This window comes from Lysinibacillus sp. FJAT-14745 (genome assembly GCF_001275675.1).
Lineage (GTDB): Bacteria > Bacillota > Bacilli > Bacillales_A > Planococcaceae > Lysinibacillus.
On sequence record NZ_LITM01000006.1, the window covers coordinates 47,227 to 72,906 of the forward strand.

General features: G+C 43.6%; 16 protein-coding genes. All 16 read left to right on the forward strand.

The genetic code is table 11. The features are described from left to right. Window position 1 precedes the first annotated feature (1 nt). Window positions 2–1,063, forward strand: coding sequence for a Xaa-Pro peptidase family protein (locus tag AMS59_RS10385; protein ID WP_053483683.1), 1,062 nt, complete (start codon window positions 2–4; stop codon window positions 1,061–1,063). 17 nt (window positions 1,064–1,080) lie between these two features. Then, window positions 1,081–1,638: an elongation factor P gene (gene efp / locus AMS59_RS10390; RefSeq protein WP_053483684.1), complete on the forward strand. Its 558-nt coding sequence runs from the start codon at window positions 1,081–1,083 to the stop codon at window positions 1,636–1,638. 199 nt (window positions 1,639–1,837) lie between these two features. Beyond that, window positions 1,838–2,845 (forward strand): nitronate monooxygenase family protein, encoded by a 1,008-nt coding sequence (locus AMS59_RS10395; RefSeq protein ID WP_053483685.1) that lies wholly within the window; start codon window positions 1,838–1,840, stop codon window positions 2,843–2,845. Between the two features lie 207 nt (window positions 2,846–3,052). Further along, the gene (locus AMS59_RS10400) at window positions 3,053–3,262 is read left to right on the forward strand and encodes a hypothetical protein (RefSeq protein WP_012295089.1); all 210 of its coding nucleotides are present in this window, start codon (window positions 3,053–3,055) and stop codon (window positions 3,260–3,262) included. A gap of 4 nt (window positions 3,263–3,266) precedes the next feature. After that, on the forward strand, window positions 3,267–3,644 hold the full coding sequence (locus tag AMS59_RS10405; protein ID WP_053483686.1) for a hypothetical protein: 378 nt from the start codon (window positions 3,267–3,269) through the stop codon (window positions 3,642–3,644). Between the two features lie 13 nt (window positions 3,645–3,657). Next, entirely contained in the window at window positions 3,658–4,569 is a 912-nt protein-coding gene (locus AMS59_RS10410; RefSeq protein ID WP_053483687.1) for a stage III sporulation protein AE, read from the forward strand. A 1-nt stretch (window position 4,570) separates the two neighbouring features. Then, complete coding sequence (locus AMS59_RS25800) at window positions 4,571–4,714, forward strand: hypothetical protein (RefSeq protein WP_199777723.1); 144 nt, start codon at window positions 4,571–4,573, stop codon at window positions 4,712–4,714. Between the two features lie 62 nt (window positions 4,715–4,776). After that, window positions 4,777–5,196: a hypothetical protein gene (locus AMS59_RS10415; RefSeq protein WP_053483688.1), complete on the forward strand. Its 420-nt coding sequence runs from the start codon at window positions 4,777–4,779 to the stop codon at window positions 5,194–5,196. Continuing rightward, window positions 5,197–5,754, forward strand: a complete 558-nt coding sequence (locus AMS59_RS10420; protein ID WP_053483689.1) for a SpoIIIAH-like family protein — start codon at window positions 5,197–5,199, stop codon at window positions 5,752–5,754. It abuts the gene before it with no gap. Between the two features lie 201 nt (window positions 5,755–5,955). Beyond that, window positions 5,956–6,450, forward strand: coding sequence for an acetyl-CoA carboxylase biotin carboxyl carrier protein (gene accB / locus AMS59_RS10425; protein ID WP_053483690.1), 495 nt, complete (start codon window positions 5,956–5,958; stop codon window positions 6,448–6,450). Window positions 6,451–6,463: 13 nt separating this feature from the next. After that, a complete protein-coding gene (accC, locus tag AMS59_RS10430; protein WP_053483691.1) occupies window positions 6,464–7,822 on the forward strand; it encodes an acetyl-CoA carboxylase biotin carboxylase subunit in 1,359 nt (452 codons plus the stop codon). 148 nt (window positions 7,823–7,970) lie between these two features. Further along, window positions 7,971–8,237 (forward strand): hypothetical protein, encoded by a 267-nt coding sequence (locus tag AMS59_RS10435; protein ID WP_053483692.1) that lies wholly within the window; start codon window positions 7,971–7,973, stop codon window positions 8,235–8,237. After that, on the forward strand, window positions 8,234–8,473 hold the full coding sequence (locus AMS59_RS10440) for a hypothetical protein (protein WP_053483693.1): 240 nt from the start codon (window positions 8,234–8,236) through the stop codon (window positions 8,471–8,473). Before AMS59_RS10435 ends, AMS59_RS10440 begins: the two co-directional genes overlap by 4 nt. 212 nt (window positions 8,474–8,685) lie before the next feature. Beyond that, window positions 8,686–8,916 carry a hypothetical protein gene (locus tag AMS59_RS10445; RefSeq protein ID WP_053483694.1) on the forward strand — a complete coding sequence of 77 codons (231 nt, stop codon included), beginning with the start codon at window positions 8,686–8,688 and terminating at the stop codon, window positions 8,914–8,916. A gap of 186 nt (window positions 8,917–9,102) precedes the next feature. Beyond that, the coding region (locus AMS59_RS26955; protein WP_369814323.1) for an amino acid adenylation domain-containing protein at window positions 9,103–22,520 on the forward strand (13,418 nt) is incomplete at its 3' end. A gap of 37 nt (window positions 22,521–22,557) precedes the next feature. Next, window positions 22,558–25,680 (forward strand): non-ribosomal peptide synthetase (locus AMS59_RS26220; protein ID WP_234007766.1); only part of this gene is annotated, 3,123 nt, incomplete at its 3' end.

Below are 25,680 nucleotides of genomic sequence, written 5' to 3' on the forward strand. Positions count from 1 at the left end.
TATGTTGAAATTACAAAAGCTACGTAAGGCACTTCAGGAGCAAAGTATCGATGGCATTTTAATTACGAACGGATACAACCGTCGTTATATGACTGGTTTTACAGGGACATCGGGTGTAGCGATTGTGTCTCAAAATGATGCTGTGTTTATCACGGATTTTCGTTATACAGAGCAAGCGGCTGCGCAAGTACAGGACTTCCGAATTGTCAAGCATGAGGCGACGATCATTGAAGAAATTGCAACGCAAGTAAACAACATGGGTATCAAATTATTGGGCTTTGAGAAAGATACTGTTAGCTATGGCACATATGAGCTGTATAAAAACAAAATTCAAGCAGATTTAGTACCGATTTCTGGGCTAATTGAAAAAATTCGCTTGATTAAGACGCAACAAGAGATTAATATTATTAAGGTTGCGTGTGAAATTGCTGATCACGCATATACACATATCTTAAACTTCATCAAGCCAGGTAAAACAGAGCTTGAGGTTTCGAATGAATTAGAATTTTTCATGCGTAAACAAGGAGCAACTCAGTCCTCGTTTGATATAATAGTTGCGTCGGGTCTTCGCTCAGCTTTACCACATGGCGTTGCAACGAATAAAGTGATTGAAAAAGGCGACTTTGTTACATTAGATTATGGAGCGCTGTACAATGGCTATATCTCAGATATTACACGTACTGTGGCAGTTGGCGAGCCATCTGAAAAATTAGTGGATATGTACAACGCAGTACTTGCTTCCCAGCTTTTAGCACTTGAAAAGGTAGGCCCTGGCTTAACAGGGATTCAAGCAGATGCGATTGCACGTAACTACTTAACAGAAAAAGGCTATGGCGCGGCATTTGGTCATTCATTAGGACACGGGATTGGTCTTGAAGTACATGAAGGTCCTGGCTTATCGATGCGTTCTGAAGTGGTGCTAGAGCCAGGTATGGCCGTAACGATTGAACCAGGCGTTTATTTACCTGGAATCGGTGGTTTACGTATCGAGGACGATATTTTAATCACAGAGACAGGTAATGAACTACTAACTCATTCGTCAAAAGAACTTATTATTTTGTAAACTATGGAGGAACACAAATGATTTCAGTAAACGATTTCCGTACAGGTCTAACTATTATTGTAGATGGCCAATTATACCGCGTGTTAGATTTCCAACACGTTAAACCAGGTAAAGGTGCTGCATTCGTACGCTCTAAATTACGTAACCTACGTAACGGTTCAGTAAACGAAAAAACTTTCCGTGCTGGTGAAAAAGTTGAAAAAGCACAAATTGATAACCGTAAAATGCAATACCTTTATGCTCAAGGTGACGAGCATGTTTTCATGGACTTAGAATCATATGAGCAAACTGAACTTGCTTCAGCTGCAATTGAATATGAATTAAAATTCCTAAAAGAAAACATGGAAGTTCATATTCAATCATACCAAAGCGAAATGCTAGGTGTTGAATTACCAAACACTGTTGAGTTAGAAGTAGCAGAAACAGAGCCTGGTATTAAAGGTGATACAGCTTCTGGTGGTACAAAACCAGCAACTCTTGAAACGGGTCTTATTGTACAAGTGCCATTCTTCGTAAACCAAGGTGACAAGTTAATCATCAATACAGAAGAAGCTTCTTACGTTTCTCGTGCGTAATGAATAACAATATCAAGCCTACTCTTTGCTAACAAAAGGGTAGGTTTTTATTTATACATAAAATACAAACGCAATCGAACTTTGTGACAATAGATAGAGAAATAGCAACCTTTTTACTAGTATAAAAATTTGGTTCTATCATTTGATATATGGTCATATTTGGAAGAGTTGTTTACAATAATGGTAAGGAGTGAATGCTATGTTACAAACAACTTTTGAGACAACATATCCAATAATACAGGCACCAATGGCTGGTGTAACTACGCCGAAATTTGTGGCTGCCTGTGCAGAGGAAGGTATTTTAGGCTCGATTGGAGCGGGCTATTTAGATGGGGAGCAAACGAAAAGCTTTATTCAGGAAGTTAAAAAGTTAACGAAAAAGCCATTTGCTGTTAATTTATTTGTACAGGAAGAGCCACGTATTGATATCGATGTCCTTCAAAAAGCTCGAATGGCTTTACAACCGATTTATGATGAACTAGGACTTTCACCTGTACAAAGTGTTATGTCCAAGGAAGTGTTTGAAGGACAAGTACAAGCTGTTCTTGATGAAAATGTAGCTATTTGTTCCTTCACATTTGGTATTCCTTCAGCAGATGTCATTCATCGTTTACAGGACAACAATGTTTATGTTATGGGTACAGCTACTACATTAGAGGAAGCAAAACGTGTAGAACAAGCAGGGATGCAAGCTGTTGTCCTTCAGGGTGGGGAAGCTGGTGGTCATCGTGGTTCCTTCACTGAACCTATGCAATTAATTGATTTGCATGATTTACTGCAGCAAGTAGTAGGACAAATTTCCATACCGATTATTGCTGCAGGAGGTATTGTTACAAAGGAAGATGTAAGCAAAGCACTAGCAATGGGTGCTCAAGCAGTTCAAATCGGTACAGCCTTATTAGTAGCGGATGAGTGTGAAATTTCACCTCTCTATAAAAATGCCTTACTTGAATCGAAAGCACAGCAGACGACGATTACTCGTGCTTTTTCTGGTAAACCAGCAAGAGGCTTAGTGAATGGTTTTACGGAACGTATGAAGAATGCTGTTGTAGCACCTTATCCATTGCAAAATGATCTAACTACAACAATTCGTAAAGAAAGTGCAAAACAGGGCAAAGGCGAATTTTTATCGATGTGGATGGGTGAAAAGAGCTATTTAGTGAATCAACCAGGTACTGTGAAAAGCATCATTGAAAAGCTACTTTAACTTCTTTCCGATTCCGGACGCGTTGTTTATCTGAGAAGAAGCGTAGCCACAGCGGCAAATGTTTTCTGTAGCGAAAGCAAAGCGTCAGTTACAATTATGTCGAGGCATCATTAATTTCATAAAAATACTAAGATCTCTATACGTCTGTATAGAGGTCTTTTTTTTCGGGTAACAACATATATTGCTGTACACGAGGGGGCGTATGAAATGGAATTACAAGACGTATTAAGAGTCGCTGGAGTGGGACTAGTAGTTGCGCTTCTTCATGTCTTCTTTGATCAAACAGGAAAGAAAGAATTTTCATTTTTCCTATTTTTCATTGCCTACTTATATATGACAGCGGAATTACTGCGATTTTTACGTCTATTTTTCAATGAAATCCTTACATTCTTTCAATGGCTGACCTCATCAGGGTAGGTAAATGGAAATTGTCATCGTTGCTGTTGTCATGTTGCTTTTATTATTGCTTATTAAAGAAGTCATAAGGCCACTCCATGCGCTAATTAGTGTAATGTTTTCGTTTTTGCTATTCGGTATGTTGTTTTCGACACTCTTAATGCCATTCATCAAGCAATTGCTTGAGACATTAGCTTTTTTACCTTATGCAAAAGCAATTGTAGTAAGTGCTAGCCTTTTTTATATAGGGCAATGGGTGTCTTTTTTACTTGTAGAACAAGGCTATAAAGTACTCGCGCAAATTGTCTATGATGGGGTCAAGATTGTTATTTTGTTGTACTGGTTTAAGGAATTTTTGGCTGTTTTACAGGAGGTGTCGGCCATTTTACAACGGCTAAACTAAGGGGCGGAAGACATTGCTGGAGCAAATATTTTCGTTTTTAACAGATCCATTTTTTCTATTGCTGAAGATGACGCTTATTTTATGTGGCTACGTCATTATAATTTTGATTGTCAATATGATATTACCAGAATTTGAAAAAGGGACAAGGATACTTTTTTTTCTTATTGTACTTGCAACAATAGGACCAGTCGTTGTGAAATCATTTAATTTAATAGACGAAATAGCACAGGGACTTGCACATATATTTACTGCATTTTATCCCATCCTTACTTCAAGCTTTCTTTTATCAAGCAGTATCACAGCGATTGCTTCTTGGCAGCCTTTTTTACTTTTTTTTGTACAAGTCTTAACGATTATTAGTAGTAAATGGCTTATTCCGGGAGTGCTTTTTGCCATTGTTTTCGATGTTTGCAGTGTCATTGTTAAAGAAATTTCGTTTACGAGAATTGCTGAATTGATTCGTTTTACCATAATGAGTATCGTCTCTGCATCTGTTATTTGTTACATCATTCTAATGTCGGCGAGTGGCGTGGCGGTATTTACTGTCAACGCAGCTGTTGCAGAGCCTGTGAAAAAATTAATAGAGGAAAATATTCCGGTTGTTGGTTCCTTTATAGTAGATAGTTTTTCGATGTTCCAGCATATGACACAATTTTCCTCTTCCATTACTAGTATTTCTGCATTTATAGCGGTTATTACCGTATCGTTCATTCCAACAGTTCAGCTTGTTGTCAGTGCCTATTCGTTGAAAATGTTAGCTGCTATTTTAGAACCAATTGCTTTTGATGATATTTGTAAACTACTTGATCATGTTAGTAAATCTCTATTTACATTGTGCGCTGTATCATTTCTAATTGCTTTTTCATTTATGTTTTCTTGTTTATTCCTCATCGTTTTTGTGCAAGTTATGGCTGGGGGGAGATAGATTGATTCTTTTATTGGCAATGCTCTTTATCTGTCAGATATTTGTGTTTCTAACAGAAGATAAAGAAATAATTTCACTCACAAAGCTTGTTATTACGTTAGTATTTTTGCAATTGCTATTAAAGATTCCATTTATCAATTCATAGGAGGAAACAAGCGTACATACACTTGAAAAAGAGAAGATGAAAGGAGGCAATGTACAAGTGATGTGGAAAAGAAACGAAAAAAAACAACGTCATTTATAGTCTTAATGCTTATCGCTGCCTCCATGGGAATTTTCATCATTTTACCAATGTATCAATCGAATACAACAAATGGGCAAGAAACACCGATGACCAATGAAGCAAAACTTGAGCAGACACTGAAGGCTATGAAAGGTGTTGGGGAGGTTAAAGTCTATTTTTATTACGGAGATATGACAGATGCAAAAGATGACAATAAACTATTCAGTCAATATTTTCGAGGAACTGAACAAGGCACGAAAGAAGTAACAGGGATGCTAATTGTTTCAGAAGGAGCAGCAGACATCTTTGTTAAAAACGAAATTCGTGCGGTCGTTAGTCAAGTAATGCAATTGCCGATTCATCGAATTATTATCGTTCCAATGGAAAATAAGGAGGAAAAGTAAATGCGCGTACGTAGAAGAACAGTTTGGTTTATGACATTATTAAGTCTAGTAGCGGTTATTTCAGTGTATTATTTGGTTGATCCAGCAAAACAATTTAATGGACTAACTATTTTCACAGATGACTCATTACAGCAAACTGCGGTAACGGGTGTGACAGATCAACAAGCAACGAAAGAGGGAGAGACGAAGGAAGTATCTTCTCCAAGTCATTTATTTGAAGAAATGCGCATGCAAGTTAGTGATGAAAGAAGTCAGCTTAAACAACAATTAACACAGAAGATCGGTTCAAAAGATTACACAGCAGAACAAAAAAGTGAAGCTTATAATGAAATGGATAACCTTATAAAACAAGAATCCTCTGAAGCAATGTTAGAAATGCTTATTAAATCTTCAGGTTACTCCGATGCGTTTGTAAAAGCAGATGGTGATAAAGTATCTGTAACTGTTATGGCGGAGGAGCTATCAAAAGCTCAAGCAAATGAAATTATTTATTTGGTAAAAACAGAGATGGAAGGCGCAAATGACGTCCAAGTAAAATTCAGCGCAAATAACTATTAAAAATAGAAAGAAAAAGATGAATTTTCTGTTTATTAGATAACTATTGTTATATATCAGCGTAATGAAAAGGCTTTCGTTTAGTAAAGGAAAGCCTTTTATTTTGTTCATATTTACTTAATTTGCATTAAAGTATTTCAAATTGTTCGAAAAAAATATAGAATAGTGTTTGTAGTAGATTTTATTTCATAAGGAGAGTTAGAAATGTTCAAAATTCAAGAAATTCGTGAAATTATCAAATTAGTAGATTCTTCTTCAATTGACGAGTTCGTTTACGAAGTAGATGGCGCAAAAGTTAAATTAAAAAAGAATGGTGTTGTTGTTACTGAAACTGTAGCACCTAAAAAAGAAGTAGTTGCACCTGTTGTACAACAGTCTGCACCTGTAGCACCAGCTACTCCAGCACCAGTAAAAGCTGAAGAAGCACCGGTTGCATCAACAACAAATAACGACTCGTCGTTACATAAAATTGTATCGCCGATGGTTGGGACTTATTATCAATCTCCAAATCCAGATTCACCAGCTTACGTTAAAGTGGGAGACAAAGTTGGTAATGAAACAATCGTATGTATCGTAGAAGCTATGAAACTATTCAACGAAATTGAAGCAGAAGTTCAAGGGGAAATCGTTGAAGTACTTGTTAAAGACGGTGAATTAGTAGAATACGGTCAACCATTATTCCTTGTAAAAGCTGAGTAAGGAGTGCACAACCATGAAAAAAGTATTAATTGCAAACCGCGGCGAAATCGCTGTGCGTATCATTCGTGCTTGTAAAGAGTTAGGCATTCAATCTGTTGCCGTATACTCAGAAGCAGACGCAGACGCATTACATGTGAAATTAGCAGACGAAGCATATTGTATCGGACCAAAGCTATCAAAAGATTCATATCTTAGCTTCCCGGCTTTACTTAGCGTAGCAGAAAAAACAGGTGCAGACGGTATCCATCCTGGTTACGGTTTCGTATCTGAAAACGCTGACTTCGCTGAAGCTTGTGAAAACGCAGGCATTAAGTTCATTGGACCTTCATCTGATTCTATTAAAATTATGGGTATTAAAGACGTTGCACGTACAACAATGGAAGCAGCAGGCGTTCCACTTGTTCCGGGTACTGGTATTGTTCCAGATATTGAAACAGGTAAAGAATGGGCTGCTAAAATTGGTTACCCAGTGATCATCAAAGCAACTGCTGGTGGTGGCGGTAAAGGTATCCGTGTAGCTCGTACAGAAGAAGACCTTGTAAAAGGCATTGATATTACGCAAAAAGAGGCTGCTGCAGCATTCGGTAACCCTGGCGTATATTTAGAAAAATTCATCGAGTACTTCCGTCACTGTGAAATCCAAGTATTAGCGGATGGCTATGGTAACGTTGTACATTTAGGTGAACGTGACTGTACAGTTCAACGCCGTATGCAGAAATTAGTAGAAGAAGCTCCATCTCCAGCTCTATCTTCTGAACGTCGTGCTGAGATGGGTGCCGCTGCTGTTAAAGCTGCAGAAGCTTGTAACTACGAAGGTGCTGGAACAATCGAGTTTATTTATGACTATCAAGAAGATAAATTCTACTTCATGGAAATGAATACTCGTATCCAAGTAGAACACCCAGTAACTGAAATGATTTCTGGTGTAGATCTTGTACAACAACAATTAAAAATTGCATCTGGTGAAAAACTTCCTTTCACACAAGATGATATTAAATTAAATGGATGGGCAATTGAATGCCGTATTAACGCAGAAAATGCTTATAAAAACTTCATGCCATCAGCTGGTACTGTAGATACTTACGTAACTCCAGGTGGCTACGGTGTACGTATTGACTCTGCTGTATATGCTGGCTATACAATCCCACCATACTATGACTCAATGGTTGCAAAACTAATTGTTCATGCCAATACACGTGAAGAAGCGATTGCGAAAATGAATCGTGCGCTTAGCGAATTTGAGGTATCTGGTCCTGGGATCAATACAACAATTCCATTCCACCAAGCATTAATGAACAATGATGTTTTCAAATCAGCGCAATTCAATACGAAGTTCCTTGAAGAGAATGATGTTTTGGGGACAAGCAAGTAAGACGTATCAAATCGTCTCGGCTAATAGTCGGGAAGCTTGCGAAATAGTTGTGCGATATTTGACAACGAAATAGAATTAGGAATAAAACAAAACGGAATATCCGAATTTTAGACCCTTTAACGAACCTGATTCGTTAGGGGGTCTTTTTGTGTGTAAAAATAAGCTGCGTACCGGTATTTTCGATTTAGAAAATATGAATCCGATCGAACTAAAAACGATTAATCCTATAACCAGAAATAATGATCCGTTAATAACAGTGCCAACAGTTATGATTGAAGTTATTTCAGTTCGTTTAAAAGGTAATCGTATAAGTGCATATTCGGCGCTAATCATCGTTAAAGAACTAATGCGCTTATTGAGTATACGCAAACAAACGATTAATGAATACGACTACAACTACAATTTACGAATATGAATATCGAATATTTAGACGAAATAACAACGGAAACATTATTCGGATTTATAACATTATTAGGCGATTTAAAAGACATTACAAAGCAAAGTAAATTATGTGTGATAAAAGCTATATTAAATCGTATGGTCGGTAATGGCTGGATTGAAAAGCGATTTTGGAAAGATATAAAAATTAAAGTCGACGGGAAAATCAAACCGCCTGCTAATGAGAATTATTTAGCAATACTTCTTTCGTAAAGAAAACTCGTGGCATAGTGGAGAATTGGATAGGTGAATTCTTTACATATTTTAGGAGTATTCACTATAAAGGTCGTGGAATCTACCTATTAATAGTACAAATAAAATTTTATGGACATACTGTAAAAAAATAACTATACTGAATAGTATGAAAGATTAATTGAGTTGAAGTCACATGTAAATATCTTTCAACAAAAAGGGGGCGCATAACAATGAAAAAAAGAATTAGAATTGGAATTTTTATTTGGGTGGTTGCTTGCGGGTTTGATATTGTTACTACCAGACTGGGTTTAGCTAAAAAAGTCACTTCTTTTAATGAACTCTTCCCTATGACAGTCTCGGATGGCATCTTTATCGGAATCAATACTGCTCTGTATCTGTGCGGATTATTTGTTTTCCTTAGTGGGATCTTACAGCTATTTAAGAGACAGAGGCATGCGTAGCTTCGAGGAATCGATAGAGAGAATGCAAAGTGTTCCCATTGGTCGTAGATGGGGCACTAGCACGATCTTTATTACCATTATTTTGTTTAAAAGTATATTTTTGTAATATGGTAAATGAATTTACCGAGGGAATAGGGGGAATTGTTTATGAAAGGTAACAGCGACAGTGGAAAGATGGTCAAAGAGATGTACCCTCTCACGTCTTTGCAGGAAGGGATGCTCTACCATCATATAGCCAACAATGGGTCGTCAGGCTATGTATTTCAGAAAATCTTGACTTTCACGGGTGACATAAGCGAGGAGCGATTCGTTCAAGCATTGAACCTGCTTGCGATACGCCATGATGTATTAAGAACGGTCTTTATTTATGAAAAAGTGATAAGTCCGAAACAAATCATATTAAACAATAAAGAATTGGAATATGAAGTCTTTGATCTGAGGGGACTCCACGAAATGGAGCAGGAGAAAAAGGTATCAGAAATAGCTAACTCGGATGTTGAGCGAGGATTTGACCTTGAGCATGATCTCCTGTTACGCGTAAAGTTTCTCTTCCTCCGAGATGATTGTTGCAAAGTAATCTTGGGCTACCATCATATTATCTTGGATGGCTGGTCCTTGTCCTTAATCATCAACGACTTCGTAAGATACATAAGCCTTCGCCAACGTATCGGTATGTCCGAGGCGAAACGAATTGTTCTGAAGGAGAAAAGTCAGACAGGTGAATTCAATGAATATGTGCAATGGCTCGAAAAACAGGACAAAGAAACTGGTCTAACCTATTGGAGAGAGTTACTCTCTGAGTATGACGAAACGGCTAATCTGAAGCCTATGAGCAAGCCGATTCTCACTGATGTTCAGATCGCTAAGACTAGCATCAAGTGTTCCGAAGAAATGACGCAACGCTTACAAGAATTAGCTCAATCCTATGATACCCAGATTGATACGCTTACAGAGGCAGCATGGGCCCTTGTCTTGCAACAATACAACAGATGTAACGATGTCGTATTCGGAAAAGTCTTGCCAGGGAGACCATCTGAGATCCGGGACAACAAAAATATAGCCGGACTGTTTATTCAAACCATCCCTACAAGAGTCAAATGCACGGATGATATGACCTTTTCGGAACTGGTGGAAGCACTGAAGAAGCAAAAAATGGCGAGTAATGACTATTCGTATTGCTCACTTGCTGAAATTCAGGCGGTATCCAAACAAAAAACTGATCTCATCAAAACGTTATACGTATTTGAGGATTACAATGTTTATAAGGAGAGAATGCAAGACCATGCTGAAGGGTTTCAACTCTCTCTTTCTGCTGAAAGAAAAATGACAAACTATGAGATTACGGCAAGCGCCAGCTTCGAGGATGATGCCTTACATTTCGGTATTGCATACAATCCTAATGTGTACCCAGAAGATGACATCCAGAGCACCCTGTCAAGAATTGAAGTCATTTTGCAGGCGTTTGTGGCAAACCCCCAAGGGAAATTGTCGGAAATCGAAGTGATCACTGAACAGGAGCGAGTCCAAATTCTCGGTGAGTTCAACAATACGGCCCGCGAGTATGCTAAGGACCAAACGGTTGTAGACTTGTTTGAGGAGCAGGTTAGTAAAACGCCTGACGGGATCGCGCTTGTCTTCCAAGATGAGCAGTTGACCTATGCGCAGCTGAACCAGAAAGTGAATCAAGTGGCATGGAAACTCCGCGAGTTGGGTGTGAAACCTGGTGATCGGGTGGCGATCGTGGCGGAGCGCAGTATCGAGATGATTGCTGGGATTTACGGCATCATGAAAGCAGGCGGCGCGTATGTACCGATTGATCCTACGTTCCCGGCAGACCGTATCCAGTTCATTTTAGAGGATTGCCAGCCACAAGCGGTGCTGCTCTACCAAACGAACCTAGAAACGGAGCTGCCTGTCCTCGATCTTGCAGGCCGTGTGCTCTGGAAAGGTTCGTCTGACAACCCAGAAAAGGTCAACAAGCCCGATGATTTGGCGTATGTCATCTACACATCGGGAACCACTGGCCAGCCAAAGGGCGTCATGCTCCAGCATCAAGGTGTTGCAGCGTTGCGTATCTCTCTGCAGGACATGTACCAGGTAACTAAGCAAGACAACGTGTTGCAATTTGCCAACTACGTTTTTGATGCGGCGGTCGCCGAAATGACCATGTCGCTGTTGCTTGGCGCAAGGCTGACGCTGATCTCGAAAGAGATTATTGCAGATATCAGAAGCTTCAATGCGTTCGTGAATAAGAGCGGAATTACGTTGACTGTGTTGCCGCCACAGTATTATCTACAGACCGAGTTAACAGGCCTGAAAGTGCTGACGACCGCTGGATCGGCATCGAATGCGGAAATCATTCAAAAAGCAGGAAGTCAGTACCGATACGTCAATGCATATGGACCAACGGAAAATACCGTACAGGCTACAAGCTGGGAATATGACGGGTTAAGTGACATCCCGTATCCAATACCGATCGGCAGACCGGTCTCCAATACACAGGTCTACATCATGAATGATATGAAACTGTGTGGAATTGGCATCCCAGGCGAGTTGTGCATAGCGGGGGACAGTGTGGCCCAAGGGTACGTAAACAAGCCGGAACTGACAGCCGAAAAATTCATTACCAATCCGTTTGGAGAAGGCAGACTGTATCGTTCGGGAGACCTGGCAAGATGGCTGCCTGATGGCAATATCGAGTATCTTGGTCGAATCGATCAGCAGGTGAAGATCAGAGGGTTCCGCATCGAGATGGGCGAAATCGAAGCTGTGCTCCGAAAGATTGGTCATATTCAGGACGCGGCCGTCATTGCACGAGAGGATGCTACGGGTGAGAAGGCAATCTGCGCATATCTCGTATCTAATGAGGCGATCAGCATAGCGGCCATCAGGGATACCCTTGACAAATCGTTACCTGACTACATGATTCCGGCATACATAATGCAAATTGACAGTATTCCGGTTACCAGAAGCGGTAAGTTGGACCAAGATGTGTTGCCAAAGTTTGATACCAGCAGCCAGTATGCATATGTCGCTCCAAGAAGTGAAGTGGAAGAAATTTTGTGCCAATCCTTCGTCGAAGTTCTGGGCGTGCAGCTAGTAGGTATGAAAGACAATTTCTTCGAGCTTGGCGGTGATTCGATTAAGGCGATCCGAATCGTATCGAAAATCAGGAACGCCGGGTATGAAATTTCTGTCAAGGACATCATGGAGAAATCGAATGTTGAACAGGTTGCATACGCTGTCACCTCTTCCGCTCACGAGAACACCTATGAGCAAAATGAAGTAACAGGTAAAGTGCCCTCAACGCCGATCATTGAAGAGTTCAAGTCTTGGGAATTGTCGAAGCCGCATCATTTTAATCAGGACATCATGTTGGAAATCGATACCGATGATGTTGTACAAATTAAAACAGTGCTTGACGCATTGTGCATCCACCACGATGCGATTCGTTCGGTTTATAGAGACGGGACGCTTGAGATATTAGATAGTCAAGCGAGCGAGATGTACGGTTTTGGGGTTCTTGATTTCCGAGATGAAACTGATACAACTGCCAAGATCGCTTCGGCTTGTACTGAGGCGCATGCGAGCATCGATTTGGAAAACGGACCGCTGATGAAAGCGCTGTTGTTCCAAACTAAAGATGCCCATCATCTGTTTATATGCATTCATCATCTGGTGGTAGATGGTATTTCGTGGCGTGTCTTGATTGAAGACTTCAACACCGCTTTGCAACAGGTGCAAGAAGGCAAAGCAATAGAGTTCTCTCCGAAGACTGCTTCTTTCAAGGAATGGGCAGAAGCACTAAACGAATACAAGAGCAGTAGACAGTTAGGGAAAGAGAAAAAGTACTGGGATACTGTTATGACCGAGATGCAATACGGCAGAATGGCTGTCGAGGATTCCATTATCGAGTCAGGGTATGCGGATGTCACGATCACATTCACAGAAGACGAAACTGATCAATTGGTACAAAAGGCAGGTAAAGCCTTCAATACTAAGATAAATGATTTGCTGTTGAGTGCGATTAGTATGTCGGTACAACGTCTAACGGGACAAGCTCGAGTTACCGTCGGCCTTGAGGGTCACGGGCGGGAAGAAATTCACAAGAAGATTGACATTACGAGAACTGTCGGTTGGTTCACGACGGTTTATCCTGTCGTTGTCGACTGCTTGGAAGATGTACAAACAAGCGTTGTATCGACGAAGGAAAAATTACGGAAACTCCCGAATCAGGGGCTCGGGTTCGGTCTGCTGAAAGAGGAGCTTGGAGACATTTCGGCCGACATTTACTTCAATTACTTGGGGCAAATGGACGCTGAGTCGAAAGCAGTCTTCTATTCCTCGGGGAAACGCTCGGCGGATGAAAATAAAACCTTTGCTAATATCGCCTTCAGTGGCATGATTACCCAGGGAAAACTGGGGTTCACGATTAAATATAACCGGAGTAAATTCTCGGCGGAAACGATTGAGAAACTGGCCGAGCTGTATCAAAGCTGTCTGGTTGAAATCATTGAGTACTGCATAGGGCAGGAGAAATCACTGAAGACCGCATCGGACTACTCGGCACCAGAGCTGACAAGTGCGGATATTGCTAGTTTGAGCAACCGTTATGGCGGACAAGACGAGATTGTGGACATCTATTCACTCGTGCCTTTGCAAGAGGGCATGCTCTATCACCACTTGATTAACGGTGAATCCTCCGAGTATTTCGTACAAAACGTGTTCGATGTCAATTCCAGTTTGAACGAGCAGACCATTCAGCGGGCGTTGAAGTTTTTAGTCCTGAAACATGCGGTCTTGCGTACGGCTGTTGTGTACGAAAAACTTTCGGCTCCAAGACAAGTGATCCTGAAGAACCGGAAAGTGGAGTATGAACGAATTGATTTATCTGGTTTGAATGAAGATGAGCAAAGAGTTCGAGTGGCGGATTTGGCTGCACAAGATGTTAAACGAGGATTCGATCTGCAGCATGATTCGCTGATCCGAGTTAAGCACATCCAACTGGCTGATAATCGCCACACAATGATCTGGAACTATCACCACATTATTGTGGACGGCTGGTGCGGATCGTTGCTACAGAGTGATTTCGTGCGCTTCTACAACCTGATTGACAGCGGTAGAAGCATGTCTGACATGGAACAGCTTGTTTCGGAAGAAAAAAATCAGACAGCTTCCTATGGTGATTTCATCAAGTGGATAGAAAAACAGGACAAGGAAAGCGCGCTTTCATACTGGAGCGAAACGCTCTCCGATTACGACTCAATGGCAGAGATCAAGCCAATGACACAACCTAAGCCTTCGGGCATGCAGGTAGAGCAAGTCAAACTTTTGATTTCCAGGGAAACAAGTCAAAGTCTGCTCGGACTGTCGGCTTATCATCACTTTACCCTCAATACGTTAGCTGAGATGGCATGGGGAATCGTCCTGCAAGCATACTGCCACACACAGGACGTTGTGTTCGGTAAAGTCGTGTCAGGAAGAAATGCAAACATTAGGGGCATTGAAAAAATCATCGGGATCTTCATCAACACCATCCCTACACGGGTCAAATCCGATGCGAATACGACAATTCTGGACCTGTTGAAAGAGTTGCAAAAAAGGGGGACCGAGAATGATCAATATTCATATTGCTCCCTTGCTGAGATTCAAGAAGTAACCAAGCAAAAAGCCGATCTGATCAAAACCTTGTTTGTATCTGAATACTATCTTGGGCAGGAAGACTCGAAGGACAGCGAAGACGGACTTCGGCTGACCCTGCAGTCGGCTCGTGAGCAGACCAACTATGCGATTACCATAGTGGCTGGGATGGAAGGTGACGCTTTGCGCTTTGAGGTTCTGTACAACCCGAATGAGTTTGCGAAGGAGGAAATCCAAAGTATCCTGGCAAGAATTGAAGTCGTCTTGCAGGCGATTGCGACCAACCCAAATGGGAAATTGTCGGAGATCGAAGCGATTACCGAACAGGAGCGAGTTCAAATCCTTGGTGAGTTCAACAATACGGCCCGCGAGTATACTAAGGACCAGACGGTTGTGGACTTGTTTGAGGAGCAGGTTAGTAAAACGCCTGACGGGATCGCGATTGTCTTCCAAGATGAGCAGTTGACCTATGCGCAGTTGAACCAGAAAGTGAATCAAGTGGCATGGAAACTCCGCGAGTTGGGTGTGAAGCCTGGTGATCGGGTGGCGATCATGACGGAGCGCAGCATCGAGATGATTGCTGGGATTTACGGCATCTTGAAAGCGGGCGGCGCGTATGTGCCGATCGATCCAACGTTCCCGGCGGACCGCATCCAGTTCATTTTAGAGGATTGCCAGCCGCAAGCGGTGCTGCTCTACCAAACGAACCTGGAAACGGAGCTGCCTGTCCTTGATCTTGCAGGCCGCGTGCTCTGGGAAGGTTCGTCTGACAATCCAGAAAAGGTCAACAAGCCCGATGATTTGGCGTATGTCATCTACACATCAGGAACCACTGGTCAGCCAAAGGGCGTCATGCTCCAGCATCAAGGTGTTGCAGCGTTGCGTATCTATCTGCAGGACCTGTACCAGGTAACTGAGCAAGACAACGTGTTGCAATTTGCTAACTACGTCTTTGACGCGGCGGTCTGGGAAATGACCCTGTCGCTGTTGCTTGGTGCAAGGCTGACGCTGATCTCGAAAGAAATCATTGCAGATATCGGAAGCTTCAACGCGTTTGTGAATCAGAGTGGAATTACGCTGACCGTGTTACCGCCGCAGTATTATCTACAGACCGAGCTGACAGGCTTAAAAGTGCTGACGACCGCTGGATCGGCATCGAATGCGGAAATCATTCAAAAAGCAGGCAATCATTGCCGATACGTCAATGCCTATGGACCGACGGAAAACACCATACAGGCTACTAGTTGGGAATATGACGGGTTGAGTGACATCCCGTATCCAATACCGATTGGCAGACCGATCTCTAATACGCAGGTATACATCATGAACAATATGAATCTGTGCGGAATCGGCATCCCAGGCGAATTGTGCATCGCTGGGGACGGTGTGGCACGAGGGTACCTAAACAAGCCGGAACTGACAGCCGAGAAATTCATCGCCAATCCGTTTGGGGAAGGTAGACTGTATCGTTCGGGAGACCTGGCAAGATGGCTGCCTGATGGCAATATCGAGTATCTTGGTCGAATCGACCAGCAGGTGAAAATCAGAGGGTTCCGGATTGAGTTGGGCGAAATCGAAGCTGTGCTCCGAAAGATCGATCATATTCTGGACGCAGCTGTCATCACACGAGAGGATGCTACGGGTGAGAAGGCGATCTGCGCATATCTCATATCTGATGAGGCGATTAGCTTTGCGACCATCCGGGATACCCTTGACAGGTCGTTGCCTGACTACATGATTCCGGCATATATGATGCAGATTGACAGTATTCCGGTTACCCGAAACGGCAAGCTGGACAAAAACGCACTGCCGGATATTGAAGCAAACAGCGCACGTGAGTATGTGGCACCAAGAAACGAGATGGAAGAAATCATCTGTAAGATCTTCAGTCAGATCCTCGGCGTTGAACAAGTGGGAGTTCATAACAACTTCTTTGAACTCGGCGGTCATTCGCTGAGAGCAACAAGACTTGTCAACCAGATCGAAACCGAGACTGGCTATCGGATGATGCTTCAGGAGATTTTTGCTCATCCGACACCAGCGTGGCTGGCAGAGAACATCTCTGGAAAAGAATCGGATTCCTATGCGCCAATCGTGGCGGCGGAAGAAAAAGACTATTATCCAATGTTATCCGCACAAAAACGGGTTTATCTTGTTTGCCAGATGGGGATCGACGGAACTGCCTACAATATCCCGCAAAGCTTTAAAATCAAGGGACCGGTGAGCGTTGAATTCATAGAATCGGCACTGCAAAAAATGATCGATCGTCACGAAATCTTACGAACGGATTTCCTGCTGATAGACGGGGAACCTGTACAAAGAGTAAAAAAGACGGCCAAAGCTGACTTTGAATTTGTGGCAGACAGTGAAACGTCGGAAGTAGAATTATTCAAGGCGTTTATCCAACCTTTCGACTTGAGCAAGGCTCCGCTTGTGCGCATCAAGCTCATTCAGCGAGGCGATTACCATTTGCTGATGCTAGATATGCATCATATCGTCAGTGATGGAATGAGCTTAGCAACCTTTATCCGAGAATTCACCGCACTGTACAACGGGGAATCACTCAAACCTTTGACGATTCAATACAAGGATTACAGCGAATGGATCAGCAAGAGGGATTTCAGCACTCAAAAGGAGTTCTGGGCCAACGAGTTCCGTGACGAACTTCCAGTGCTGGATTTGCCACTCGATTACAGACGTCCGAAGATACAGAGTTACAACGGAGCTATTATCGAATGCACAACCGGCAAAAAATTGGCAGAAAAGGTCAAGGACATCTGCCTCAAGACAGAAGCGACTGAATACATGGTGTTCCTGTCGGCAGCCATGATCTTGCTGAGCAAATACAGCAGACAGGAAGACATCATTGTTGGCAGTTTGAGCAGCGGCAGAACCCACAAGGATACCGAGAGCATGCTCGGAATGTTTGTAAACACCTTGGCGATGAGAGGAAGGGCAGAAGGTAAGAAAACATTCGCTGAGTTCTTGAATGAAATGAAAGAAAAATGCCTGAATGCGTACGACAATCAGGAGTATCCGTTTGAAGAATTAGTTGAAGCGGTGCAAGTTAGACGAGACATGGCCAGAAACCCACTGTTCGATGTCCTACTGGTCATGCAAAACAACGAACAGCAAGAATTCAAGTTGAACGGAATCCAAACTGAGTATGTCAAGCAGGAAAGTACGATTTCCAAGTTTGACCTCAACTTCAGTATCGTTGAAACGGACGCCGAATTCTGCATCTTGTTGGAATACTGCACGGACCTGTTTAAGGAAGAAAGCGTCAAGCGAATGCTTGAACACTTTGTAGGCGTGCTGGAACAGATTGCAGAAAATTCCAATCTGCTGATTAGCGAGATCGAAGTCATCAATGAGGCCGAGAAAACGCTTATTCATCAGACAATTAACGACACCGATATGGTGTTCCCGCTGGAGAAGTCAGTTGTCGATCTGTTTGAAGAGCATGTTGAGAATAAACCGGATCAACTTGCGCTCATCTTCGGGGAAGAGCAGCTCATGCGCTCTGAATTGAATCAAAAAGCAAACCAACTGGCGAGGATGCTCCGAAATCATGGCATCAAGCCTGGCGATTTTGTGGCCATCGTCGCTCAAAGATGCCCTGAGATGATTGTTGCGATTCTTGGCATCCTGAAGGCGGGTGGGGCGTATGTGCCGATTGACCCGATGTACCCGACTGACCGGATTAGCTACATCATCGATGATTGCCAGCCAAAAGTGATCTTGACAGCAAAGGCTGAGGTGCCGTTTAATACGGAAATTCCGTTGATTGATCTCTGTGATGCGGACGTCTACACAGGGGTGGCGACGAATTTGGACAAGGTCGTTTCCAAATATGATGTGGCGTATTGCATCTACACCTCTGGGACAACGGGCAAGCCGAAGGGAGTTATGATTGAAAATCATTCCTTGACCTCGAACATGTTTTATTCGGCTAAACGTTTCTTACTGGGCAATGAAATTCTGGTACCGCTGTTCACCAACTATTGCTTCGACTTGACGGTTCCGTCGATTTTCTTGCCCCTCTGCTTCGGCGGTACGCTTGATCTGATCGACAACGAAAAAGAACTGGATATCGAGTTCATTATGACGAACAAAGAGTACACATTCATCAAGATGACGCCTTCACAGTTGAAAACGCTTATCGACTCCAAAAACGGCAAGACGCTTGAGAAATTGCGTTGTCTGGTGGTCGGGGGCGAAATGCTGGAGAGCGCTGTAGCACGTTCTATCTTGGAAATCTACGGTGGGCATATCGTCTTGCTTAATGAATACGGACCGACAGAAGCAACTGTTGGCAGCTTGTTATACACGTATTCCAAAACTGACGACCGAACATTCGTACCGATCGGCAAGCCGTTCGCCAACACGCAAATCTACATTATGAACGAGATGAAGCTGTGCGGCTTGGGGGTTCCGGGCGAAATTTGCATCGCAGGCGAACAAATTGCCCGAGGCTACCTGAATATGCCAGAGTTAACAGCTCAGAAGTTCATCGACAATCCTTTTGGCGAAGGAAAACTGTATCGTACCGGAGACCTTGCGATGTGGCTACCTGACGGTAATATAGACTGTCTGGGCCGAATCGATGAGCAGGTAAAAGTTCGGGGCTTCCGGATTGAACTTGGCGAGATCAGTCATGCGATTCGTAACATCGAACCGATCATCGATACCGCCGTGATCGTAAGAGAAGACGAATACGGTGATAAAACGATCCATGCGTATTATGTGTCCGACCAAGAAATCAGCACATCCGATGTGCGTGAAGATCTAAGAAAGAACCTTCCGGAATATATGATTCCGACCTACTTCATGCAGGTCGACAAACTACCGGTCACAGAAAACGGAAAGCTTGACAAAAGGGCGCTGCCGCAGATCGTCCTCGACAGAGCGACTGAATTTGTGGCGCCGAGAAACAAGACGGAAGAACTATTAAGTCAGACCTTTAGCGAAATGCTGGGAGTGGAAGCAATAAGCGTTACGGACAGCTTCTTCGAACTTGGTGGGGATTCTATCAAGGCAATCCGAATCGTTTCGAGAATGAGAAGTGCAGGCTATGAACTGTCTGTCCGTGACATCATGAGTCAATATACTGTCGAAGCAATCGCTCGCAAAGTTGTTGTCACCCAAGAGAATCGCTATGAGCAGAATGAAGTGACTGGACACGTCATCCCGACACCAATCATCAAAGACTTCGCGACTCGAAATTGGAACAATCCGAACCACTACACTCAGGATGCAATCTTGGAGATCGATACGGACAATGAATCGCACATCCGAACAGCGCTTGGTGTGTTAACCGTTCACCATGACATCATTCGATCTGTCTATCGGGATGGTAACTTAGAGATATTAAGTAGTCGTGAAAGCAGGTTGTATGATTTCGTAGAGTTTGATTTCAGAGATGAAGAGAATGCAACGAGTCACTTGAAAACGGCATGCACCAAGCTCCAGAATAGCATCATTTTGGAGAATGGACCGCTGATGAAAGTTGCTTTCTTCCAAACGCAGTCCGGCAACTTCCTCTTCCTGTGTATGCACCATCTAATAGTAGATGCTGTTTCATGGCACATTTTACTGGAAGATCTTCAGACTGCGCTGCAGCAGGCGAAGGACGGAAAGCAGATCAGCTTGCCACCAAAGTCTGCTTCCTTTAAGGAGTGGGCAGAAGCGCTGGAAGAATACAAAGGCAGTATACAGCTGAAGCAAGAGCGCCTCTACTGGGAAACAGTAACGGCAGACATGAAAGATGGCAACATCAACCTAGAAGAAAGAACGAACAAAACAGGCTACGACGATGTGACGATCACCTTTAACGAAGAACAAACGGAACAACTTGTTCGACGTGCAGGCAAAGCCTTCAACACAGAAATCAACGACTTGCTAATCAGTGCCATCGGTCAGTCGATCAGAGAATTGACGGGACAAGCCAAAGTTACCGTTGGCCTGGAAGGCCACGGCCGGGAAGAAATCCATAAGAAGGTGGACATCGACCGAACTGTCGGCTGGTTCACTATCAAGTATCCAATCATCGTTGAGTGTCATGAGAAAATAAAGGAAAGTATCGTTTCAATCAAAGATATGTTACGAAAAGTTCCCGTAAACGGATTGGGTTACGGTCTGCTGCAGGATGGACATTCGGGCATCTCTGCCGATATTTTCTTCAACTATTTGGGACAACTGGACATCGAATCGAAAGCAGCTTTGTTCTCGACTGGCAACAGCTTAGATGAAGCAAACGGTATTTCCGGAACCATAGACATGAACGGATATATTGTAGAGGGCAAATTAAGCTTCCTGATTCGATACGACAGAAGCAGATTCACTGCTGATACCGTCGAACGCTTTGCCGAAATGTACCATCGTCATTTGACAGAGAGCATTACGTATTGCAACGCACAGGTAACAACGGTAAAGACTGTTTCAGACTATTCGGCAAGTGATTTGACGAGCACGGACTTGTCGGCCTTGTACGCTCAAATTACCGACCCAGCAGAGATCGATGACATATACGCGCTAACCTCTCTTCAGGAAGGCATCCTCTATCACAACATAGCGGATCCGGAATCGACAAGCTATCTCACACAGGTTGTATATGCATTCAGCGGAGCAACGGATGAGGAAACCGTTTGTCAGGCGTTGAAACTGCTCGTCATGAGGCACGATGTGCTGCGAGCGGCGATTGTGCATGAAGAGCTTTCTAAACCGAGACAGATTCTGTTACACAACCGAGAAGTGGAATATGAAAAAATCGATCTGTCGGGACTTAGCAAGTTGGAGCAGGAGCAAAAGATTGACGAATTGAAAAACCTGAATCTCCGTCGAGGCTTCAATCTGCAGCATGATTCACTGCTGCGCGTTCAGCATATAGTTCTCAATTCTACCGAAGGCAAACTCATCTGGAGTTACCATCATATCGTCTTTGACGGCTGGTCCTCCAACTTGTTGTTCGGCGATTTAGTCGAAATTTCCAAGCAATTGCAGAACGGCAGTAGACTGTCTGACCTCGAGCGGATGATAGTGGAAGAAAAGGCGAAAACTGCAAGCTATGGTGAGTATGTCGACTGGATCGAGAAGCAGGATATGGAGCAGGGGCTGTCTTATTGGAGCGAATTGCTCTCCGATTATGAGGAGACGGCTGAAATCAAGCCGCTGCGCAAGCCTGAACCGTCTAAGCTGCAAATGGAGCGAATCGGAATGCAACTTGCCGATGAAACTACCCAACAGCTGCTTCAGACATCAGCTACTCATCGGATTACAATCAATACAGTGACAGAAGCCGCATTGGGAATTGTGTTGCAGGAATATAGTGGCATCAAAGACGTTGTATTTGGCAAGGTTGTTTCCGGAAGAAATGCAGACGTTCAAGGGATTGAGAAGATTGTCGGATTGTTCATTAATACCATCCCTGCAAGAGTTAGACTAAGAGAGCAGATGACTGTGGTGGAGCTCTGGCAAGAGATTCAAGAACAGGGGATCGAAAGCAGTCAGTATTCCTATTGTTCTCTTGCGGATGTCCAAGGATTGACCGAACAAAAAGGAGATCTAATTAAGGTTCTGTTCGTGTTTGACAACTATTATGTGGATGAGGAAAAACAAAAAGGCGATGAAAACAGACTTCAGTTTTTCATGGAATCGGGACGAGAACAGACAAACTACGCCATCACCTTGAAAGCGTACTTTGTCGATGATCGATTAGTATTCGATGTTCTTTACGATCCAAACCAATTTGTCTTGGATGAAGTCAAAAGCATCTTGTCCAGAATTCAAGCTGTCTTGGAGTCGTTTGCTGCCAACCCAAATGGGAAATTGTTGGAGATCGAAGTGATTACCGAACAGGAGCGAGTCCAAATTCTTGATGAGTTCAACAATACGGCCCGCGAGTATGCTAAGGACCAGACGGTCGTGGAGTTGTTGGAGGAGCAGGTACGGAAATTCCCTCATCGNAATACGGCCCGCGAGTATGCTAAGGACCAGACGGTCGTGGAGTTGTTGGAGGAGCAGGTACGGAAATTCCCTCATCGCACAGCAGTCGTATTTGGGGATGAGCGGTTGACCTATGAAGTGTTAAATCAGAAAGCCAATCAGTTGGCTGCAAAGCTGCGCGAGATGGGCGTGAAGCCTAACGATTTTGTTGCCATTCTTGCCGATCGTAGCATCGAGATGCTTATTGGCATCTGCGGCATTCTCAAAGTAGGAGGCACTTATGTCCCAATCGATCCGATGTATCCGGAAGATCGAATTAGGTTTATTTTGGTGGACTGCCAGCCGAAGGTGGTACTCATCTGCAACGCGGAGCTCGAAACGGACCTGCCTGTCCTCGATCTTACAGATCAGGAGGTCTGGGCATGTGTATCCGATAATCCGGAAAAAGTGAATAAACCAGAGGATGTGGCGTATTGCATCTATACTTCTGGCACAACTGGCAAGCCCAAAGGGAGTCTCATCGAGCATAAAAGCATCATCCGACTGACTACCAATACCAACTATATTGAACTGAATGAACGAAGCGTGATCTTGCAAACGGGCTCCATGTCTTTTGACGCATCCACGTTTGAGGTGTGGGGTGCCCTCCTGAATGGAGGCACGTTGGTGCTTGCAGATCAGGAGGTGATTACCGACAACAACAGCTTGAAAGAGTACTTGCTCCGTTATGAAGTAACCACGATGTGGCTCACAGCATCCTTGTACAATCTGATGATCCAAACGGATGCTAGCCTTTTTGATAGTCTGAATGAGCTACTGATTGGTGGAGAAAAGCTTTCGGAAGAACACGTTAGAATGTTAAAGAGCCGAAAGAACCATGTAAAGCTGATCAACGGATACGGTCCAACGGAAAATACTACATTTACGGCAACTTATGAAATTCCCGAGCAGTTTGAACTGATCCCGATTGGTAAACCGATTTCCAACACGCAAGTCTATATTATGAACCAAGACAGACTTTGTGGAATTGGTATCCCTGGCGAGCTTTGCATCGCGGGTGACGGTCTATCCAGAGGGTACCTGAATCGACCAGAACTGACGGCAGAGAAGTTCATCGATAATCCGTTTGGAGCAGGCAAGTTGTATCGATCAGGAGACTTGGCGAGATGGAGTCCCGATGGAAACATCGAATATCTAGGGCGTATGGATGAGCAGGTCAAAATCAGAGGCTTCCGCATCGAACTTGATGAGATCGAAAACGTGCTCCGAAAGATTGATCATATTCAGGACGCAGCTGTCATTGCACGAGTGGATGATTCGGGGGATAAGGCCATCTGCGCGTATCTTGTATCCGATGAGACCCTCCGCTTGTCGGCAGTCCGGAATGCTCTGAACAAGTTGTTGCCTGACTACATGATCCCAGCTTATATGATGCAGATTGACAGCATTCCAATCACCCGAAACGGCAAGCTGGATAGAAGAGCGCTGCCGGAGATTGAAGCAAGTAGTGGACGGGAATATGTGGCACCGAGAAACGAAATTGAAGAAACGCTGTGCGAGATCTTCAGTCAAATCCTGGGGGCTGAAATCGTGGGTTCCAAGGACAATTTCTTTGAACTTGGCGGTGATTCAATCAAGGCAATCCGCATCGTATCGAAGATGGGAAGTGAGGGGTATAGCATTTCCGTGAAGGAAATCATGAGCCTTTACACAGTGGAGGCTATTGCGTCCGCCGTTGCTGCTGCAAGTGGAAATCACTACGTGCAGAATGAAGTAACAGGAAACGTGATTTCGACACCATTCATGCAGGAGTTCGAGTCGTGGAAATTGCCGAAACCGCATCATTTCAACCAAGACACGATGCTGGAGATCGCTCTCGATGACGAAATCCAAATCCAAAAGGTGCTTACCGCCCTGGCGATTCATCATGATGTCATCCGCTCTGTCTATCGGAATGGTAAAATGGAAATTATTGGTGTAGATGAAGGCGAATTGTATGAATTCAAGGTGTTTGATCTTCAAGATGAAGATCAAGTGCCAGCCAAAATCGAAGTTGCATGCGCAGATCTGCACAGTAGTCTCGATCTGGAACATGGACCGCTGATGAAAGCCGTGCTCTTCCGAACTGCAGAAGGAAACCACTTGTTCATCTGCTTGCATCATCTAATTGTGGACGGAGTCTCCTGGCGCATCCTGCTGGAAGATTTGAACACAGCTGTGGAGCAAGTGCAGGAAGGCAAAAAAATCAGTTTACCTTCTAAGACGGCCTCCTTCAAGGAATGGGCGGAAGCTCTGGAGGAATACAAAGGCAGCAAGAAGCTTCAACAAGAACGGATCTATTGGGAGAAAGTCATATCCGTCATGCAAGAGGGCGGAATCGCGATCGAAGAAAGCACTAACGAAACTGGTTCTGCGACCATCGATATTACCTTGAGTGTAGAGGAAACGGAACAACTCGTTCATCGAACGGGGAAGGCTTTTAATACCGAGATAAACGACCTACTAATCAGTGCCATCGGCATGTCAGTCAAAAAGCTAACTGGACAAGCCGTGGTATCCGTGGGCCTTGAGGGACACGGTAGAGAAGAAATTCATAAGAAAATCGACATTGACCGGACGATTGGCTGCTTTACAACCAAGTATCCAATTGCCGTTGAGTGTCATGAGGATGTATTCGAAAGCATTGTGCAAACAAAAGAAATGCTGAGAAAAGTTCCGAACCACGGTCTGGGATATGGGGTTCTAAAGCAGGAGCTTCCAGATCTCTCAGCCGATATATATTTCAACTATCTTGGACAAATGGATGCCGAAACAAAAGATTGCAAGACTGTGTTTGATTCAACTGGAAAAAGCTTTGCAGAGGAAAATGCTATGTTCCGCAAGATCAACATTAGCGGAGGCGTCATGCAGGGGATGCTGAAATTCGCCATCACCTATGACAGTAGCAAAATCTCAACTGAAACGATGGAAAAGTTTGCAGCGTTGTACAAAGAAAGTTTGGTTGAAATCATCGGGTGTTGCCTCTCACAAAAAGGAACAGTTAGAACGCCTTCTGATTATTCCGCGTCCGATTTGACCAGCAAGGATTTAGCCATCATCCAGAACCGGTTCGAGACAAGGGTTGAGGATATCTACTCTCTTACGCCTTTGCAGGATGGGATGCTGTTCCACAACATTGCT

Excerpts from the sequence above, each read along its gene's own strand:
- AMS59_RS10445 (WP_053483694.1), top strand. The coding sequence starts at position 8,686 with ATGAAAAAAAGAATTAGAATTGGAATTTTTATTTGGGTGGTTGCTTGC.
- AMS59_RS10405 (WP_053483686.1), top strand. The coding sequence starts at position 3,267 with ATGGAAATTGTCATCGTTGCTGTTGTCATGTTGCTTTTATTATTGCTT.
- AMS59_RS10440 (WP_053483693.1), top strand. The coding sequence starts at position 8,234 with ATGAATATCGAATATTTAGACGAAATAACAACGGAAACATTATTCGGA.
- AMS59_RS10400 (WP_012295089.1), top strand. The coding sequence starts at position 3,053 with ATGGAATTACAAGACGTATTAAGAGTCGCTGGAGTGGGACTAGTAGTT.
- AMS59_RS10385 (WP_053483683.1), top strand. The coding sequence starts at position 2 with ATGTTGAAATTACAAAAGCTACGTAAGGCACTTCAGGAGCAAAGTATC.
- AMS59_RS10395 (WP_053483685.1), top strand. The coding sequence starts at position 1,838 with ATGTTACAAACAACTTTTGAGACAACATATCCAATAATACAGGCACCA.
- accC (WP_053483691.1), top strand. The coding sequence starts at position 6,464 with ATGAAAAAAGTATTAATTGCAAACCGCGGCGAAATCGCTGTGCGTATC.
- accB (WP_053483690.1), top strand. The coding sequence starts at position 5,956 with ATGTTCAAAATTCAAGAAATTCGTGAAATTATCAAATTAGTAGATTCT.
- AMS59_RS10420 (WP_053483689.1), top strand. The coding sequence starts at position 5,197 with ATGCGCGTACGTAGAAGAACAGTTTGGTTTATGACATTATTAAGTCTA.
- efp (WP_053483684.1), top strand. The coding sequence starts at position 1,081 with ATGATTTCAGTAAACGATTTCCGTACAGGTCTAACTATTATTGTAGAT.